Annotated in this window: 18 protein-coding genes; all 18 read left to right on the top strand. The window is 37.7% G+C overall.

Going from position 1 to position 18,987, the window contains the following annotated elements; all coding sequences use genetic code 11:
* The first annotated feature begins 10 nt into the window (after window positions 1–10).
* The 18 genes from panD to IGI50_RS11550 all read left to right on the top strand — a co-directional run bounded on the left by panD (window position 11) and on the right by IGI50_RS11550 (window position 18,923).
* Window positions 11–394 carry an aspartate 1-decarboxylase gene (panD, locus tag IGI50_RS11635; RefSeq protein WP_438777592.1) on the top strand — a complete coding sequence of 128 codons (384 nt, stop codon included), beginning with the start codon at window positions 11–13 and terminating at the stop codon, window positions 392–394.
* Between the two features lie 2 nt (window positions 395–396).
* Entirely contained in the window at window positions 397–1,374 is a 978-nt protein-coding gene (gene yqeK, locus IGI50_RS11630) for a bis(5'-nucleosyl)-tetraphosphatase (symmetrical) YqeK (protein ID WP_438777023.1), read from the top strand.
* Between the two features lie 40 nt (window positions 1,375–1,414).
* A complete protein-coding gene (locus tag IGI50_RS11625; RefSeq protein WP_438777022.1) occupies window positions 1,415–3,838 on the top strand; it encodes a non-ribosomal peptide synthetase in 2,424 nt (807 codons plus the stop codon).
* Between the two features lie 6 nt (window positions 3,839–3,844).
* Window positions 3,845–4,474 (top strand): 4'-phosphopantetheinyl transferase family protein, encoded by a 630-nt coding sequence (locus tag IGI50_RS11620; RefSeq protein WP_438777021.1) that lies wholly within the window; start codon window positions 3,845–3,847, stop codon window positions 4,472–4,474.
* Window positions 4,475–4,724: 250 nt separating this feature from the next.
* Window positions 4,725–5,096 (top strand): DUF956 family protein, encoded by a 372-nt coding sequence (locus IGI50_RS11615; RefSeq protein WP_438777020.1) that lies wholly within the window; start codon window positions 4,725–4,727, stop codon window positions 5,094–5,096.
* Between the two features lie 179 nt (window positions 5,097–5,275).
* A complete protein-coding gene (locus tag IGI50_RS11610; protein ID WP_438777019.1) occupies window positions 5,276–7,042 on the top strand; it encodes a PTS mannitol transporter subunit IICBA in 1,767 nt (588 codons plus the stop codon).
* A gap of 87 nt (window positions 7,043–7,129) precedes the next feature.
* The gene (locus tag IGI50_RS11605; protein ID WP_438777018.1) at window positions 7,130–9,181 is read left to right on the top strand and encodes a BglG family transcription antiterminator; all 2,052 of its coding nucleotides are present in this window, start codon (window positions 7,130–7,132) and stop codon (window positions 9,179–9,181) included.
* A 28-nt stretch (window positions 9,182–9,209) separates the two neighbouring features.
* A complete protein-coding gene (locus IGI50_RS11600) occupies window positions 9,210–9,647 on the top strand; it encodes a PTS sugar transporter subunit IIA (RefSeq protein WP_028020713.1) in 438 nt (145 codons plus the stop codon).
* A gap of 1 nt (window position 9,648) precedes the next feature.
* Complete coding sequence (locus tag IGI50_RS11595) at window positions 9,649–10,788, top strand: mannitol-1-phosphate 5-dehydrogenase (protein WP_438777017.1); 1,140 nt, start codon at window positions 9,649–9,651, stop codon at window positions 10,786–10,788.
* A gap of 461 nt (window positions 10,789–11,249) precedes the next feature.
* Window positions 11,250–12,518 (top strand): M20/M25/M40 family metallo-hydrolase, encoded by a 1,269-nt coding sequence (locus tag IGI50_RS11590; protein WP_438777016.1) that lies wholly within the window; start codon window positions 11,250–11,252, stop codon window positions 12,516–12,518.
* On the top strand, window positions 12,515–13,321 hold the full coding sequence (locus IGI50_RS11585) for a DUF3100 domain-containing protein (protein WP_438777015.1): 807 nt from the start codon (window positions 12,515–12,517) through the stop codon (window positions 13,319–13,321). The genes IGI50_RS11590 and IGI50_RS11585 overlap by 4 nt, the downstream gene beginning before the upstream one ends.
* Window positions 13,302–13,790 (top strand): hypothetical protein, encoded by a 489-nt coding sequence (locus IGI50_RS11580; RefSeq protein WP_010745724.1) that lies wholly within the window; start codon window positions 13,302–13,304, stop codon window positions 13,788–13,790. The genes IGI50_RS11585 and IGI50_RS11580 overlap by 20 nt, the downstream gene beginning before the upstream one ends.
* Window positions 13,791–13,946: 156 nt before the next feature.
* Entirely contained in the window at window positions 13,947–14,648 is a 702-nt protein-coding gene (gene nagB, locus IGI50_RS11575; RefSeq protein WP_010745725.1) for a glucosamine-6-phosphate deaminase, read from the top strand.
* A 232-nt stretch (window positions 14,649–14,880) separates the two neighbouring features.
* Window positions 14,881–15,456, top strand: a complete 576-nt coding sequence (locus IGI50_RS11570) for a CatB-related O-acetyltransferase (RefSeq protein ID WP_438777014.1) — start codon at window positions 14,881–14,883, stop codon at window positions 15,454–15,456.
* Window positions 15,457–15,551: 95 nt separating this feature from the next.
* On the top strand, window positions 15,552–16,259 hold the full coding sequence (locus IGI50_RS11565; protein WP_438777013.1) for a pseudouridine synthase: 708 nt from the start codon (window positions 15,552–15,554) through the stop codon (window positions 16,257–16,259).
* Window positions 16,260–16,328: 69 nt separating this feature from the next.
* Entirely contained in the window at window positions 16,329–17,033 is a 705-nt protein-coding gene (locus tag IGI50_RS11560) for an MgtC/SapB family protein (RefSeq protein ID WP_010745728.1), read from the top strand.
* A 115-nt stretch (window positions 17,034–17,148) separates the two neighbouring features.
* Complete coding sequence (locus tag IGI50_RS11555; protein ID WP_438777012.1) at window positions 17,149–17,823, top strand: response regulator transcription factor; 675 nt, start codon at window positions 17,149–17,151, stop codon at window positions 17,821–17,823.
* A complete protein-coding gene (locus IGI50_RS11550; protein WP_438777011.1) occupies window positions 17,796–18,923 on the top strand; it encodes a sensor histidine kinase in 1,128 nt (375 codons plus the stop codon). The genes IGI50_RS11555 and IGI50_RS11550 overlap by 28 nt, the downstream gene beginning before the upstream one ends.
* Window positions 18,924–18,987 lie beyond the last annotated feature (64 nt).

Raw genomic sequence — 18,987 nt, 5'->3', positions numbered from 1 at the left:
GTTAGTCGAAATGTTAAAAGGAAAGATTCATAGAGCCACGGTAACACAAGCAGAATTAAATTATGTAGGTAGTATTACTATTGACGAGGCACTAATGGAAGCTAGTCATATACTCGAATATGAAAAGGTACAGATCGCTGACATTGATAATGGCGAAAGATTTGAAACCTATGTAATAGCAGGCCCAAGGAATTCTGGAACTATTTGTTTAAATGGGGCCGCAGCTAGATGTGTTTCAGTTGGCGATAAGATTATTATTATGAGCTATTGTCAGCAGGAAATAGAAAAAGCGAAAAATACTAAGCCATATGTGGTTTTAGTAGATAGAAACAATCAAATTGATAAGGAAGTTCGGTATGAAAAATATGGAATATTAACAGAGGAGTTGGAATAATTATGCGAGAAAGAGGATTCTTAACACCAGTTACTGAAAATTTTTTACATGCAATTGGTGTTGGAAAAGTCGCATATGAACTAGCAAAAAGATTTAATGTAGATCCTGAGGCTGCCTTTATTGCAGGCAGCCTCCATGATCTAGGTGGAGCGATTCCAGATTTTGATAGAGTGGAAGTAGCAGAATTATGCAAAATACCGCTATTTAGAGAAGAATTAGAAATTCCTATGCTAGTTCATGCTAAACAAGGTGAATTTTTTGCGAGAAATTTGTTTGGTATCCATGATTTAGATATATTAGATGCAATTCTTTTTCATACTACGTGTATTGATCAGGCGACAGATCTAGTAAAAATTGTTTTTATTGCCGATAAAATACATTGGGATCGCAATGGAGATCCGCCATATTTAACTGGTTTAATTAAGGCTTTAGATGAATCCTTAAATAAGGGATGTATTTATTTTCTGGAATGGTTATGGAATTCTGACTTATATGTTGTACATCCATTTCTAAAAAGGAGTTATGGGTATTATCTACAAAATAAACAATTTCCAGAATGGAAAAGAAGTGACTTTACCAATGCAAACGATTTTGAAATTGATTCAAATATAAGAAAAAAATATTTTTTAGATGAGATTAAAACAGAGTTTAAAAGAATATTTTGTTTATCAAGGACTGCGTATAATTTTGCATTGGAGGAGTCGATTGATCCTGATGAAGCTTTCATCGCAGCTGCGCTAACAACAGCTTCTAACTCGGTATTTAATAATCAAAAAGAAATAGTAGCACGGGCTTTGAATCTGGACTTTGATTCGAGAAACTTAATTTCAGAGATAAATTACTATTTTGCAAAAAATGAATTTAATATTAATAATCCAAGGATTCTTGATGCAATACTAAATTATCAAGATGAAAGTAAATTTGATGATCAAGAATTAACAAAAGTAATTGCAAAGACATATGAATTTGTTTCGTATTAAGTAAAAAATCATTTTTTGTAGTTTTGAGGAGAGAATGTTTATGAATAAAGAAAGTGACTTTTTAGATCAGATATTTGAATACTCAAATATTTTACCTGATCATATTGCTTTAGTAGACGAGACTCAAGAGATAACTTATTTAGAATTAAAAAACAAAGTAGAAGAAGCTATTAAAGTAATTGATAGATTTTCAATTTATAATCAGTGTGTTGTCCTTCAACTTCCAAGAAATATATATTTCCCAATAATGGTTTTGGCATTAACTAAGTTAGGTATTACGTTCATTCCACAGGATATTTCTCAGCCATCTAAACGACTCAATCAAATGATTAATATTGCTGATGCATATGGAATAATTTCATTAAGTGATTCTGGAAATTATCAGTTTGAGAGAATTGATAAATCTAATTGCAACCAATCTAGAGCTTGGGCAATCTATTTTACTTCTGGGACGACTAGTGAACCAAAAGCAGTAGAAATTCCAAAAGAAAATGTGATGAATACGGTTATTTGGGAAAAAAATGAATTCCAAATTACTCCTGAGGACAATGTAGCTGCTTATACGCCTTATTCTTTTGCTATTAGTTATATTGAACTTTTTTCAACTCTTTATGCTGGTGCGACACTCTATATTGCAAGTGAAGAAGTAAGACATGATCTTGGATTACTAGAGGAATTCATTCAAAAAAATAGAATTACTTTTATGAATACTACAGCAGTAATTGGAGAGCGCATAATAAATATGATGAAGAATACAAACTTGAGAATATTGACACTATCAGGACAAAGATTTCCAAATACAGAGTTAAAAGGAATAACGTATAAGGTATATAATGTATATGGTAATACTGAATGTGGTGCTGCAACTATTTCAGAAATAAAGGCTTTAGATAGGAAAATTACTATTGGAAAACCAGTTTTAAATATGGGGGCTTTAGTTTTAGGAGAACAGAATCAGGTTCTTTCTCCAGAAAATACTGGAGAACTATTCATTTATGGACCTCAAGTTGCTCTTGGATATTATCAAAATATGAATGCGACAAACCAAACATTTGTTACAGTAACTACTTTAGATGGAAAAAAAATCAGAGGCTATAAAACGGGGGATTTTGCACGGATTCTATCAAATGGAGATATTGATTTTTTAGGTAGAAAAGATAGCCAATATAAAATAAATGGTGTGAGAATTGACTTAATTGAGATTGAGGAAGCCATTCAAGAAAGTGTAAAAGGAATCAAGCAAACTCATGTTACTGTGAAGGATAATAATATTTATTGCTGGTTCATTAGCAATTATGTTGAACGGGAAAATGAGATTATTGAAAGACTTAGTAAGAAATTACCGTTGGTGATGCTACCTACAAGAATAATACAAATTGAATCATTCCCATTGAGTGGGAATGGAAAAACAGATGAAAAACAATTGTTCAGGAATCTATTCAATCAGCCGAATATAGTTGATAAAAGAATTATAGGCGAAGAACAAAAGGTTGCTGAGGAATACTTAAAAAGAGCGTGGGCACAATTACTAAACATTGATGAAAAAGTAATCAGATTTGACACCGACTTCAAAAAATTAGGTGCTACATCACTTCAAATTATGGAACTTGGGGTAAAAATTTTTCAAGAATTAAATAAGAGAGTAAATTTTGTAGAGTTATATCTTCAAAGCAAATTATGTGATATGGCAAAAATGTTAGTAACAGATCGAGAATTTCAGCCGATTTATACTTTTGCTGAAAGAACAAAAGAAATGGGGAATAATCCGGCATTATTTGTCATTCACTCTGGAAATACTGGAAGTGATGTGTATCGACCACTATTTGAAAAAATTGAAAAAACTAATTTTCCTATATATGTAATTGAACCATACAATCTCCTAACGTCAGGTGAAAGAATAAATGGAATTGAGAATATATCTTCATATTATATAGACTTAATAGAAAATTTTGCTCCAGAAAAAAAACATAAATCAATAAAATTGATGGGATGGAGCTATGGAGGAGTTGTAGCCAGTGAAATGTATCATCAGTTTACGAATGGTATCAATTTAAAAAAGGTTGATGAGCTAGTAATTTTGGATTCTCCGTTTTATTTAGATAAAAGTGACATTGAGGTGGCTAAGGTTAAGGAGAAAAGTGGGTATTTTAGAAAATATTTTGAAGAAACTCATATATTTGAAGGTATGACTCAGAAAAATATTACTACTGAAAGATTGATTAGAAATAACCATTTCATTTTTCAAGATTTAATCAATTATCAGCCAAAGAAAGCTACTGTACAGACAGTGTTTGTTCGAAGTATGGTCGAAGACAAACCACTAAGTAATTGGCAAATTAGAAAATTATTTAGTAACTGTGATATTGTAGATGTCTTTTCAAAGCATGATTATTTGTTTGTCGAATCTGAAACTTGTGACAAGATTAGGGAGATTCTTCATTTAGTCACTACTAAGGTAAGGTAAGACCAAATGAAAAAAGTGGTAATTTATCCAATAAAAGAGATACTGTATGGTGAAGTTATGGACTTTGTCCGAAGTCATGCACCAAAGCGTTATAAGTATTCAAACGAGTTTTATAGAAAAGAAGATAGGTATAATTCTGCTGTAGCTTATGTACTATTATGCATAGCATATGGGAAGATTATTCCAGAATTTGAGGTTGGTAGACACGGAAAACCTTATTTTAAAAGTAGTACCGAGTATTTTTCAATTTCTCATTCTAAAAATATCATAACTATAGTAATATCAGATAATGAAGTTGCGATAGATTGTGAGTTTAACGAGTTCATTGACGAGTCAATAGTAAACAATACTTTTACAAAAGACGAAAAAAAACTTGTTGAAAATAGATCTATAAATGAGAGTATCATTTGGACTGCTAAAGAAGCAATTAGTAAATTTTGGAATGAGGATTGGTACTCATATCCAAGAACAGATATAACAGTTGATAACGGACAAATATATGATAAGAATAACCTAGAAGTATTTTTGGAATTTATTGATTTGGAAAATTGTAGCGTTTGTATAGCAAGTAGAAGTACAGAAAATCCTGAGATTTGCCTGATTTCTGAAAGTGTTCTTAAAGAAATGATTGACTAAATATTTCTTTAAGAACCTCGTTTATCCTTTTGTTTTGATATAATATAGATGATATAAAGAAAATTTGCTATTTGTTTGTGTTTAGACAATGTTTGGATAATATGGCAGATTAGGATTTTGTTTAATCAGATAAAGTATTGTCGCATTAAACTAAGATGGTTGTAAGAACTTTACTAAACACATTATAGAAAAATAATTTGGGATTAGATTTATCAATACATTTTGAAAAATTTAGATAGGGGATTTATACATGGTTCAATCACTTAATACAAAGGTCGATTTAGTTGTGAAGGCGACTTCTTATCAAGGCTTGACGGATTATGGGAAAATTATGATCGGTGACAAAGGATTTGAATTTTATAATGAACGTGATGCAAGTAATTTTATTCAAATTCCATGGGAAGAAGTAGATTATGTGATTGCTTCAGTAATGTTCAAAGGGAAAAAGATTCCGCGTTACGCGATCCAAACGAAAAAAAATGGCACCTATTCATTTTCTTCTAAGCAGCCAAAAGAAGTCTTGCGTGCGGTTCGCAAATATGTTGATCCGAGTCATATGGTTCGCTCGTTAAGTTTCTTTGATGTACTGAAACGTGGTGTTTCAAATATATTTAAACGATAGTAATAAAAGGACAAGTCTGAGGGCTTGTCCTTTTTGTATTTAATGACAAAAACTTTAATTTTGTCACAAACTTCTGTGCCAAAGCTCTATCTAGATTTGATTGAAAGCGGATACCTCAGAGGATATGATAAATATGTAAACGAAATCATTTTATCTTATTTCTTAAGGAGGAAAAGAAAATGGAAATGCAAGCTACTGGACAAAAAGGTGGACTAAAGGCAAAAGTCCAGCGTCTCGGGAGTCACTTGTCGGGAATGGTTATGCCCAATATTGGCGGCTTTATTGCCTGGGGTGTTATCACTGCCTTATTTATTCCAGATGGATATATTCCAAATGAGCAGCTAGCGTCACTAGTTGATCCAATGCTGAAATTCTTATTGCCATTATTAATCGCTTATACAGGCGGCAGCATGGTACATGGACAACGTGGTGCGGTAGTAGGGGCGATCGCAGCGATGGGGGTTATCGTAGGATCAGATGTGCCAATGTTTATCGGTGCAATGATGATGGGCCCTCTAGGCGGCTGGTGCATCAAGAAATTTGATGACGCTTTCCAAGAAAAGATCAAAGCTGGATTTGAAATGTTAGTGAATAACTTTTCTTCTGGTTTGATTGGATTTGCTTTGGCAATTATCGGGTATTATGCGATTGGGCCAGTTGTTGGCTCGTTAACCAATTTGATGGCAGCCGGTGTTGAATCAATTATTAATATGCATTTGTTACCACTAGCAAACATCTTTATTGAACCAGCGAAGATTTTATTCCTGAACAATGCAATCAACCATGGTATTTTAACGCCACTTGGGATCGAGCAGGCAGCAGAAGCTGGAAAATCTGTTCTATTCTTATTAGAAGCTAACCCTGGACCAGGTTTAGGGATCTTATTAGCCTTTACATTATTTGGTAAAGGTGCAGCGAAATCTTCTGCTCCAGGAGCAATTATTATCCAGTTCTTAGGTGGGATTCACGAAATCTACTTCCCATATGTCATGATGAAACCCCTTTTATTCCTAGCTGTTATGGCTGGCGGGGTTGCCGGAACCTTTACTTTCCAATTGTTAGGTGCAGGGCTGCGTGCTGCTGCTTCTCCAGGATCAATCATTGCTGTAATGGCCATGACACCGCCAGATGCGATTTTTGCTAATCTAGCTGGGATCGTTGTAGGGTGTGCTGTTTCATTCTTAGTCGCTATGATTATTATCAAGTCGGATCACAACGAAGAAGATGATTTGGCAGCAACTCAAGCAGCAGTTGCAGATGCAAAAGCACAATCAAAAGGTCAAAGTTCAGTGAAAGCTGACAACCAAGAAATGTTTGGTAATATCAACAAGATCATCTTTGCTTGTGATGCGGGGATGGGCTCAAGCGCAATGGGGGCTTCGGTATTGCGCGATAAAGTGAAGAAAGCGGGTCTAGGATTGCCAGTTTCAAACTCAGCAATTAATAACTTAACAGATGATCCAAATGCCTTGATTGTCACTCAAGAAGAATTGCATGAACGGGCTTCACAAAAGGCACCAAGTGCAACCTTCGTTCAAGTGGAGAATTTCATGAACTCTCCGCGTTATGATGAAATCGTTGAACGCCTGTCTACTGAACCAGCTGCAGGTGACAATGAAAAAAAGCCGCTGACAGATGATGTGGTAGAAGGATTAGCAGACTACTCGAAAGTCGATCACATTATCTTTGGTTATGATCAAGTGAAGGGCTCAGCAAATATGGGAGCGACGATCCTGAAAAAATTATTGAAGGACAATCAATTAGCGTATCCGGTAGCGGTTGAACCGATAAGCTCACTAAAAGATGAAACAAACGCTTTAATCATTACTAATAATGATGAAACAATCAAAGCTGAGCAACAAGCGCCAAGCGCTACTCATGTACCGTTGTCAGATTTGGTCGCTTCGGAAAAATACGATAAAGTCATTCAAAACTTAAGGAAATAAGTAGTCTTTTATCTAGAATCGTATTACTCTTAAAGCAGTGGGGATTCTCACTGCTTTTACCCTTTTGAAATTATTGGAGGAGATATTGTGTATTTTTCGATTCGCGAAAAAAAGATACTTTCCCTTTTATTAGATTATCCTAACGGCATTACACCGGAGGAATTGCAAGACATTTTACAGGTCAGCAAGCGAACGGTTTACCGTGAGATCTCAAGCATTGAGAAAACCATCAAATCACAGGATATTCAGATCATCAAGCCACGAGGCGAAGGCTATCGCATCGTTGGGGAGACAGTAAATTTGGAGCGCCTGCAACAGCAGTTGGAAGAGAAACAGGCGGAACTGTTTACCGATAATGTGCAACGTCAGAGTGCGATTGTTTGTTCGTTGCTATTGATGGAGGAAGAAACCACGATTGAAGGACTGGCGATTGATTTTAAAGTAAGTCCGGCCACGATTACTTCTGATTTAGCAGCAATCGAAACCAGTTTGACCGATTATCGGTTAGAGCTGCAACGGTTAAAGGGGCGAGGAATTCGGATCGTTGGGCGGGAAAAACAGCGTCGCCAGTTATTGAGCAATTTGATTTATAACGGTGTTAGCGAGTTTGATTTTTTCCACTTCATTGATTCTTTAGATGAAGAAAAAAAGACGACGGACAATTTTTTCTTGAATTTACTAAGTCAGTCGAGCTTGCTACTATCACGAACCATCTTCGAGCAGGTCTCTCAACAAGCTTTTGAACAGGTGACGGACAATCAATTGCAGCGAGTCTTGATTTTGTTAGCACTCTCTATTGATCGAATGGTTCAAGATCAATTTGTCGAAGTCGAGCAGGAGAATAAAGCCAAACCAGAAAGCATGCAGATTGCGAGTCAGATCATGATTAAAGTCGCCACAACAATCAAAAAATCGATTCCGCCCCAGGAGGTTCGCTTCTTTGCTTTCCAGCTGGAGGGTGTGAATTATAAGAAGCCGCAAAATATTTTTATTGATAGTTTTGATGTCGAGCTTTCCTATAAAATCAAAGAATTGATTCGTTTAGTCTCTGAAGCAACTGAGATTGATTTTCGCAAGGATGAGCAGCTTTTTAATGATCTATCTGCTCATATGTCTGCGGCTTTGAAGCGGAATCTAACGGTTATTCAAGGAGCGAATAACCCGTTACTACAGAAAATTCGCGATAAGTACCAAGCGTTGACGACAGCGATCATCAAAGAATTGGCGGTTGTTTTTCCGGATCATCAATTTACTGCTGATGAGCTGGGGTATGTGGTGATTCATTTTGCGACATCTTTGGAACGGCATCCAAACGGGCGGGCCTTATCCGCATTAGTCTTATGTTCTAGCGGTATTGGTACGGCACGTATTTTAGAGAGTCGCATCCATAAGTATCTGAATGAAATCGAGAAAGTACAGGTTGCAAAGATTTCTGAAATGAATCAATTAGACTATAAAAGTTATGACTTGATTCTGGCAACGGTATTTTTACCGGGCTTTAATTTGCCCTACAAGGTGATTTCACCTCTTTTATTAGATGATGAGATTAAAGAAATCAAGGAATATATTCAAACACTGCATCCTGACAAGGTCAGTGAAATAATCGATGAACCGGAACAAGAGCCAAGCGAAGCTTTTGATGAGATTTATGAAACGATGCGAATCGCCAATAATCTGTTGCAGAATTTTGATGTGAAGCCAATCCATGCACAAGAAACGATTGAACTTACGTTGGAGGAAATCATCCAGCAGCTGCAAGGCACGATCGTTTCAGATGCTCAGATAGTTACGGATAAAGTAATTAAGCGCTATTTAGTGGCACCTATTGGTGTTCCGAATACGAACTTTGCGTTGTTCCATTGTGCGGATGCTCATGTCAAGGAACCGTTGTTTACAATCTATGACTTGGATCAGAAATTCTTGATTCAAGGAATGGACAAAAAGAGTATTGAACTAACACGGGTCTTGCTGTTATTAGCACCTGATCCAATGCCGGAAAGCCAACAAAGCTTACTAGGAAAAATCAGCAGCTCAGTGATCGAAAGTGATCTGAATACTGAAATCTACAAATTTGGCAACAAAGAGATTATTTATCAATTGTTAAGCTCTTTGTTTGTTAAAGAGATTCGGGAAAACTAACGATACTAAAAATCGGAGGGAATTGAAAATGGAATTACAGCCAGAAATGATTTTATTAGATCAAGAATATGCAAACAAGGAAGAGGCAATTCGCGCCAGCGGGCAGCTTCTGGTCGATGCAGGTTGTGTAGAAGAAGGCTATGTGGATGCGATGATTGAAAGAAATGAATTGGTTTCTGTCTATATGGGAAACTTTATCGCGATTCCACATGGAACCGATGAAGCGAAGCGCTTCGTCAAAAAGAGCGGTATTTCAGTCATTCAGGTTCCCACAGGTGTACATTTTGGAAAAGATGATACGGAAGATGTAGCGATGGTCCTGTTTGGCATCGCTGGGATTGAAAATGAACATTTGGATATCTTACAGAAGATCGCGATTTTCTGTTCAGATGTAGAAAATGTCGTGAAATTAGCAGATGCGAAAACAAAAGAAGAAGTTATCAGCTATCTTCAGGAGGTAGAATAGGATGCAAGCAACACATTTTGGCGCAGGAAATATTGGTCGTGGATTTATTGGAGAAATATTGGCAAAAAATGGGTTTTCCATTGATTTTGTTGATATTAATGAAACAATCATCAATGCTTTGAATGAACGAAACGAATATACGATCCAATTAGCGGATGAAAGTCAAAAAGAAATCCACGTTTCAAATGTGGATGGGCTAAACAATCAAACGAACCCAGAAGCCGTGATTGATTCAGTAAGTAAAGCGGACATTGTGACAACGGCGATTGGCCCTAATATCTTACCTTTTATTGCGGAATTAATCGCTAAAGGAATTCAAAAACGCCGCAGCGAAGGAAATAAGGCACCATTAGATGTGGTGGCATGCGAAAATATGATTGGCGGCAGTCAATTCTTATTGGAAAAAGTCCAAGCTTTTCTATCTGATGAAGACAAGGAATATGTAGAAACATACATTGGTTTTCCTAATGCAGCAGTTGATCGCATTGTGCCGATCCAACATCATGAAGATCCTTTGTTTGTATCTGTTGAACCATTTAGCGAATGGGTGATTGACGCTACACAAAGTAAAAATAAAAAGCTGCATCTTGAAGGTGTGGAATATGTAGAAGATTTAGAACCGTATATTGAACGGAAATTGTTTTCTGTTAATACAGGCCACGCGACAGTTGCTTATACAGGTGCCTATGAAGGCTACAAAACGATTGATGAAGCGATTGCGGATCAACGGGTACTAGAAAAGCTCCGTGCGGTTCTTGGGGAAACGGGGAGTCTATTGATTGATAAGTGGCAATTCGATCAAGAAAAACATTCAGCTTATATAGATAAAATCGTTAGTCGTTTTGAAAACAAGTATATTTCTGATAGCATTAGTCGTGTCGCACGGACACCTATTCGCAAGTTAGGCTTCGATGAACGCTTTATTCGTCCAATTCGCGAATTAAAGGAACGGGGGTTGGCTTACACCAATTTGGTGGATGTTGTAGTGATGATTCTAAATTATGATGATCCCAACGATGAACAAAGTGTTGAACTGCAAGGCTACCTAAAAGAGAAATCTGTTGCGGAAGTGATCCAGCAAGTGACAGATTTGCAGGATGATGAGTTGATTGCGGAAATCGCCGCAAAATATCAAAAATAAAAATCTATTTCCCAGCACAAAATAAAAATTTGTGTTGGGATTTTTTTGTGAAAAAATAATAGAGTTAGAAAATAGACTTTACTTAATGACGAAATTTTATTTCAAAAAATATAATAAACGTTTCGGCTTTTATTAATTATGAACAAACATAGAGAAAAAAGTGAAAGACTATTCTTTGTCATGTATCCTTAAATTAAAAAGAGAAAACATTATTTAGAAACATTTTTTGAGTTATATGCGAAAATAGTTCGTGTTTTAAACAAAAACCGCTTGATTCTTTCTTGTTAAAACGATATTATAGAAAAAGTCGGGAAATTCGATTTCACATATAAAATGAGGAATAGAGAATTTTGCACGATTTTTTTCGGATAAATTAAGAAAAATAGAGGATTTGAATGCTTTCAAATATGAAATTTCTTTTCATCTATCGATTCTTTTTTTCAAAAATAAGGAGGAGTTAAATGACGACGTTTGCTGATTACTATCATGAGTTGAAGGCGTTCACTGACGATTTATTTTTACATCCAGAATTAGGCTACAAGGAATATCGCACCTCGGAGAAGGTCATTAATGAATTGAAACGGATCAATCCACAGATTGAATTTTCTAAATTTTCTGAAACTGGGATCAAAACTTTTTTATCTACAGATAAGAAGAAGACGATGGCCTTCATCGCAGAGCTGGATGCTGTTTATGCGCCGACACATTTTCAAGCGGATCCAGAAACGGGAGCTGCTCATAACTGTGGGCACTTTACCCAAGTCGCGATTGCTTTATCCTTGTATGATCATTATGTAAAGACCCAGAACTATGAAGAACTTGATTTTAATTTGTGCTTTATTTTTGTTCCTGCGGAGGAATATTTAGATCTTGATTATCGAAAAGAACTACGCGCGGCTGGAAAAATTCAATTTTTAGGTGGGAAACCAGAAGCGATGTCCTTAGGGATCTTTGATGATGTGGACTTTGGTGTTTGTGTTCATGCGATTGGGGAAGTATTCGAACGTCCTACTATTGAAGTCAATTGTGATCTGGCGGGCTTCTTGTATAAGAGATATCATTTTTCGGGCAAGGCAGTTCATGCGGGCTTTGATCCATTTTCAGGAATCAATGCGTATAGCATCTCGACCTTGTTCAATACCGCGATTGGATTGAGTCGTCAGCAGTTTAAAGATACAGAATCCATCCGTGTTAATCCAATCGTAATGGACAGTGACATGTCCACAAATGTGATTCCAAATCATATCACGGTCGGAACGGATTTACGCTGCAAAACATTGGAATATATGCCAGAGGTTGCTCGCAAACTAGATCGCGCGGCTCAAGGAAGTGCTTATGCGCTAGAGGGAGACGTAACTATCGAAACAGAGATGGGCTATCTGCCGTTTGTCCAGGATCGATATTTGAATAGTTTTGTGGAGCGAGCATTCGCGAAGTTCGATAAGATTCCAGATATCATTGATGACCGTGGAGGAATCGCAGCAGCGGGTGATATTGGTGATTTGGCGTTTATGATGCCTTGTATCCAAATCAGCTACGGAGGATTTGAAGGAACGATTCATGGAGATGATTTCAAAATGATTGATCCAGCATTTGTGTTAGAAACGTTTCCTGAATTTTTAGCAGAAGTTTTATCAGAAATGTCCGGTCATTTGGACGAGTCGAAATTGTATCGCCGTTCATTTAAGGAATATAAGGAATTGATTGATTCAATTGGAGGGAATGTATGAAAAAGCAGTTGGTTTGGTTAATTGGTTTTGTGGTTGTTGTTGTAACGGTTGCGGAAATGATTGGGATGCAGTTCATCTCGTTAGGAATTACTACGATCACCGTGTTGCCGTTAGTATTTTCTGTTTTACTAGCGATGTTGTTTGGCTTACCAATGATACGTAAAGGTCTTATCGCAAAGATTTATTCAAAGAGCAATATTCAATTTTCTGCAAAGTATTTATTATACATCATGCTGCCGCTAATGGCTCGCTATGGCGCCGATGTGGCACCAAGGTTGAAAGAAATTTTAACAGTGGGCTGGGTTTTTCTATTTCAGGAGTTGGGGAATGTCGGAACGGTACTTATCGGGTTGCCCATCGCATTGATGCTTGGATTACGTCGTGAAGCAATCGGAGCGACTTTAGGTTTAGGACGTGAAGGCGAATTGGCGTATATTTCAGAAAAATATACATTGGATTCGGCAGAAGGTCGCGGGGTGCTGTCTCTCTATCTGATCGGGACTTTATTCGGATCGATCTTCTTTAGTATCTTTGCACCGATTATGGCTGGATTAGGCTTTGATTACCGCGCGTTGGCGATGAGCTCAGGAGTAGGTTCTGCAAGTATGATGACCGCAGCCTCTTCTTCACTGATCGCATTAATGCCTGAAAATGAAACGACCATTGCTGCTTATGCAGCGGCAAGTCAATTGCTGACCAGCTTCCTGGGCACATACACGATGGTCTTCATTGCGGTGCCATTGCAACGTTTCATGTATAACCTAATGACAGGAGGAGCACGTCGTGGAAAAGAAACAGTCTAACGAGTATATCAAAATTTCACTGGTCTTATTATTGAGTATTTCACTGATCTTATTTACCCAAGGGATCAAGTTAATAAAAAATCCAGAGTCTACACCGATTACTTTCAATACCATTCAAGGGTTAGTAGTCTTATGGGCGTTTTCAATGATTGGTGTCTTCATCTCAACGTTAGTAAAGAAAACAAATATTAAGGTTTTAGCTGATTTTCCAATCTTGGGCTGGGTATCTCTAACATCATTGTTTTTCTGCTTGTTGTCTGATTTCTTTGTCCAAGCAATTGCTGGGGTTGATTTCTTGTCCATTACGACACCGATTTTAGCTTTCGCTGGATTATCAGTGGCAGATAGTTTGATGGATCTGCGAAAGACCTCTTGGAAAGTTGCGATTGTCGCTGTCTTTGTTTTTATCGGGACTTACTTAGGAAGTGCTGTGATCGCCCAAATTGGGTTGTTCTTGTCAGGAAAATAACTGAGTGAGCTGAAGGAGTGATTGAAGCTTCTTCAGCTTTTTTTGATGAGACTTCGTAAGAAAAAATTCATATTTTGGTCTAGACTTTGTTGTTGCAAATTTGATAAAAGGGTGTTAAAATTGGTGTATACCAAATTGATAAAGGAGCGTTTACCCATGAAAGTAATTCGCGTGAAAGATGCCAACGAAGGCGGAAAAAAAGCATTTGAAATCATCAAAGATGGAATGGAAAACGGCGTAAAAGTATTAGGACTAGCAACTGGTAGTACCCCTGAAACTTTATATAAAGAAATGACTTCTAGTGATTTAGATTTTTCAGAAATGACTTCTGTAAACTTAGATGAATATGTTGGATTAGCAGGCGACGATGTACAAAGCTATCGTTACTTCATGAATGATCAACTATTCAACAAAAAACCATTTAAAGAAACATTTGTACCAAATGGGAAGGCAGAAGATTTAGAAGCTGAATGCAAACGTTATGACGGTGTAATCGCTGATCATCCAATCGATTTGCAAGTACTAGGTATCGGACGCAATGCTCACATCGGATTCAACGAACCTGGAACACCATTTGACGTAACGACTCATGTTGTTGAATTAACTGAATCAACGATCGAAGCCAACAAACGAAACTTTGATAAAGTTGAAGACGTACCAACGCATGCCTTATCAATGGGGATCGGTTCAATTATGCAAAGTAAAAAGATCTTATTGATGGCTTTCGGTGCAGACAAAGCGGATGCAATCAAAAACATGATTGATGGCGAAGTAACAACGGATGTACCTGCAAGTGTATTACAAAACCATGCGGATGTAACGGTCATCATTGACGAAGACGCAGCAAGCAAATTATAAGAAGCAGTCGTTTAGTGCCAAGGAAATGTTCCTTGGTACTTTTTTTATTTAAGAATAGAAGGGTGCTATACTGGTTTTAAGAGAAAGAATGATTAGGAGAGTGATTTGATGAGAAGGTGCATTGTTTAAACTGGAATAGTTGCCCAATAGAAAAATGATTACTAATAAGGAGTGAAAAACTATTCCAGTTAAAAAGCTTTACCCTAGAAGCAATGATAATGAGACGATTTATTTGAATGCAGCGATTACGCGACCGACTATTTCTGTTGGAGATTATACAATCTATAACGATTTTCGCAATGACCCGTGCCAATTTGAGGAGAACAATGTGTTGTATCACTATCCCATTAATCATGACCAGCTGATCATTGGAAAATTTTGTTCGATAGCCTGTGGCGCGACCTTTATTTTCAACAGTGCGAATCATCGACAATCGGCGTTATCTACTTATACATTTCCTCTATTTTATGAGGAATGGCAGTTGGATAAACAGGAAGTCACTTCGGCTTGGGACAATAAAGGGGATATCATCATTGGAAATGATGTGTGGATTGGTTATGAAGCGACTATTTTATCAGGGGTTCGGATTGGTGATGGGGCTATTATCGGTGCGCGTGCCTTAGTCACAAAAGATGTGCCGCCGTACACGGTGGTTGGCGGAGTGCCGGCGAAGGAACTGAAGCAACGATTTGATCCATCTACGATTCAAAAATTACAGCAGCTTCAGTGGTGGGATTGGCCGTATGAAAAAATTCAACGGGGGATTCCGTATTTGAGAAATGGTGACATCGATCAATTAACGAAGTAATCAAAAGCTCAGCCGCAAATGTGGCTGGGCTTGCTTCTTTTCTTTCCTTTGGCTATAGTGAAAAATAGAAAAGTTAACCGGAGGAAAAAAGCAGAATGCGTTTAGATAAATTTTTGGCTGAAGTGGGTTTAGGTAGCCGCAAGGAAGTAAAACAGCTGATTAAAAAAGGACAAATTTCAGTAAATCAGCAAAAAGAGAAATCAGATAAAAGGCAAGTAGATCCTGAAAAGGATCGGATAGAGTTTGATGGCGAAAAACTGCATTATCAAGAGTATTACTACTATTTATTACATAAACCAGCGGGAGTAGTGAGTGCGACAGAGGATGCGCGTGACCGAACAGTCATGGACGTATTTTCGCCAAAGGATTATCGCAAGGACTTGTTCCCAGTGGGGCGATTAGACAAAGATACGGAGGGGCTTTTGCTGATCACAAATGATGGAAAGCTAGCCCATGAATTGTTATCACCAAAAAAACATGTAGAAAAAGAGTATTTCGCTGAAGTTAGCGGAAGGATGACAGTGGAAGATCAACAGCAATTCGCTACGGGGATTCCATTGGATGGAGAATTAACGCTGCCAGCAGAATTGTTCATTGATGAAGTTGCAGAGCATTCATCCAAGGTTCGAATCATTCTTCACGAAGGCAAATTTCATCAGGTCAAACGCATGGTTAAATCCTGTGGAAAAGAAGTGACCTACCTGAAAAGAATTCGAATGGGTGAAGTGACTTTACCGGATGATCTAGCGAAAGGCAGCTATCGTCCATTGACAGCGGAGGAGTTACGCTTATTAAAAGGCTAAGAGACTCTCTTTTTTATTGACCGTGCTATACTGGAAGTGAAGAGATATAGAAATTGAGGTGGTGCACAAATGGATTTAAAATTATCAGTTTACGAAATTATGCTGCGGCTGTTTTTAGCTATGATTATGGGTGGCGCCATCGGTATTGAACGAGAATACAAAAATCGTCCTGCAGGAATTCGTACACACATCTTGGTTTGTATGGGGGCGACGATCATCGCCCTGATCCAAGTAGAGATCGCGGATCAAGCCTTGCGCTATGCTGCGGCAAAACCGGAGTTTGTCGGTGTCGTTCGAGCGGATGAAGCACGATTGATTGCGCAGGTTGTCAGCGGGATCGGGTTTTTAGGAGCGGGTACGATCATGGTCAGCAATCGGTCAGTTAAAGGACTAACGACTGCGGCCTCGATCTGGGCAGGTGCTGGATTGGGGATCGCGATTGGAATGGGGTATTATACTATCGCTATCTGCAGCTTTGTTGGGATCATGCTAGCATTAACAGTCGTTAAACGGATCATTAAAATCAATGCTATCAAGAAATTGGAGATTCGTTACATCCATCGTGAGGCGACCAAAGAATTTATCATGAATTATTTTGAAAGTAAAAAAATCGAAGTGGAGGATGTCGACTTCGATGTCGATTTTATGGATGACTACCGCATCTATACGAATGTTTATACGATTGATCTGCCGCGAGGGATGAATTACACAGATGTGATTGAGGATCTTTCAATGTATAAGAACATTACTAAACTTCGCATGATCAATGTTTAAAAGAGAGGATGAAATCATTGAAAAATGATTTTGTCCTCTTTTTCATTAAAGTAGTGTTGTCAGAGCCTTCGTTCATTGATAGAGTGAAAGTATGTAAAGTTTCTAGGAGGAAAAAATGGGGAAAATTCTTTTGTTAGAGGATGATTCAAATTTAAATAATGGGATTCAGCTATGCCTAACCAGAGAAGGCTATGAGGTTTTGGCATGTTTAGATATTGCTTCGGCAGAACAGGCCTTTCAGCAAAATGATGTTGATCTAATCATCAGCGACCTTTCATTGCCAGATGGTAATGGCTTGGATTTTTGTCAAAAGATTCGAGAACAGTCGAACGTGTTGATCTTGATGCTGACCTCTTACAATCAAGAGCATGATATTGTGACGGGCTATGTTCATGGAGCGGATGATTATATGACAAAGCCTTTTAGTTTAATGGTCTTAGTTTCTAAGGTACAAGCGATGATGAAGCGTGTCGCTAGTAATCAAGGACAAGAATTGCTTTCGGGAGAGTTATCTGTCTCTTTAACAGAAATGAAGGTCAAATTACATGACGAGCTGCTCCCTTTAAGCAAGACAGAAATTCAATTGTTAATCTTCTTTATGGAAAATCCGAAACAAATTTTGTCTTTGGATCAGCTGTTGAACCAAATATGGGATACCAAAGGGGAATATGTTGATACCAATACAGTTTCGGTCAACATCAGTCGGCTGCGACAAAAAGTAGGCAAAGAACGGATCAAAACAGTTCGGGGAGTGGGCTATCTATGGATCAACGACGTTCAAAAAAAATAATTCTTCTCTATATTTTACTGACTGTGAGCTGTTTGATTGTCTTTATCCTGCATAATATGAAACTCTATTCCGAACTGCAGGAGAATCAGCAGGCCACTCTAGCTAGACTAAATAAGGAAGCATCTTTTTCTGAAGCGAAGCTGATTGAAAATTTTGATGCGTCGAAAACGGCTGAGTTGGTAATTGAAGGAAAAGAATTGGAAGAAAAATATGGGTTATTAGGAAAAATGAATCTATCACATATTTTACAGACCTATTTTATCCGAAATTTAGCATTATTTCTTGTTTTTTGGTCTGTATTATCGGTCCTTTTCTTTTGGCTGATTCGTCAAAAACGAAAAATTTACGATCAGCTAAAGGTAAAAACGGAAGAATATCAAGAAGCAACTGCCTATAATGAATTGATGCTGCAACGAAGCCAACGTGAAGAAGGGAACTTGAAGTCCAGCATTACAGATATTACTCATCAACTAAAAACCCCCGTAGCATCATTGAAATTAAGCCTAGATATCGCACTTTCAGATCAGTATGAAGCAGCTGAACGGCAAAATTTTGCGGAACAAGCCGAAGTCCAAATCAACAAGCTTAATCTGATGCTAGATGGTTTATCCAAAATTTCGCAGCTAGAAACAGATCTGATTCAATTGAAGCCAGAGAAATTATCCTTGCAGCAGTTGATCAATCAAGCGGTGAATGGTGTCATCATGAAGGCGATCGAAAAAGAAATCGAAGTGGAAGTAGAGCTGCCGGAAGACTTTTTGGTGTGCGTTGATAAAAAATGGACACTAGAAGCTTTGGGAAATGTTTTAGAAAATGCGGTTAAGTATTCGCCTGAAAAAACGGCGGTCAAAATACAAGCCTCGTCATTAGTAACCTATGTTTTAGTAGAGATTAAAGATGAAGGTCCTGGAATCTCAAAAGAAGAGCAAAATAAGATCTATCAACGCTTTTATCGTGGCAGCAATCATTCTGCTGTCGAAGGCTCTGGTGTCGGACTGTATCTCACACGCAAGATCATCGAAGGTCAAGGGGGGACGGTCATGGTGAAGCCCCGTCATCCGAATGGTTCGAATTTTCAATTGACGTTGCCGCTAGATTAACTCCTCATTTGGATTTATGAATGATCAAAGACCTCTTTTGATGTTTCTTACAAATTTGTTATGT

Origin of the sequence: Enterococcus sp. DIV0170 (assembly GCF_051710765.1) — a bacterium.
GTDB lineage: Bacteria > Bacillota > Bacilli > Lactobacillales > Enterococcaceae > Enterococcus_A > Enterococcus_A raffinosus.
Note: the sequence above shows the minus strand (reverse complement) of the source record. Positions and strands in the feature narration are given on the sequence as shown.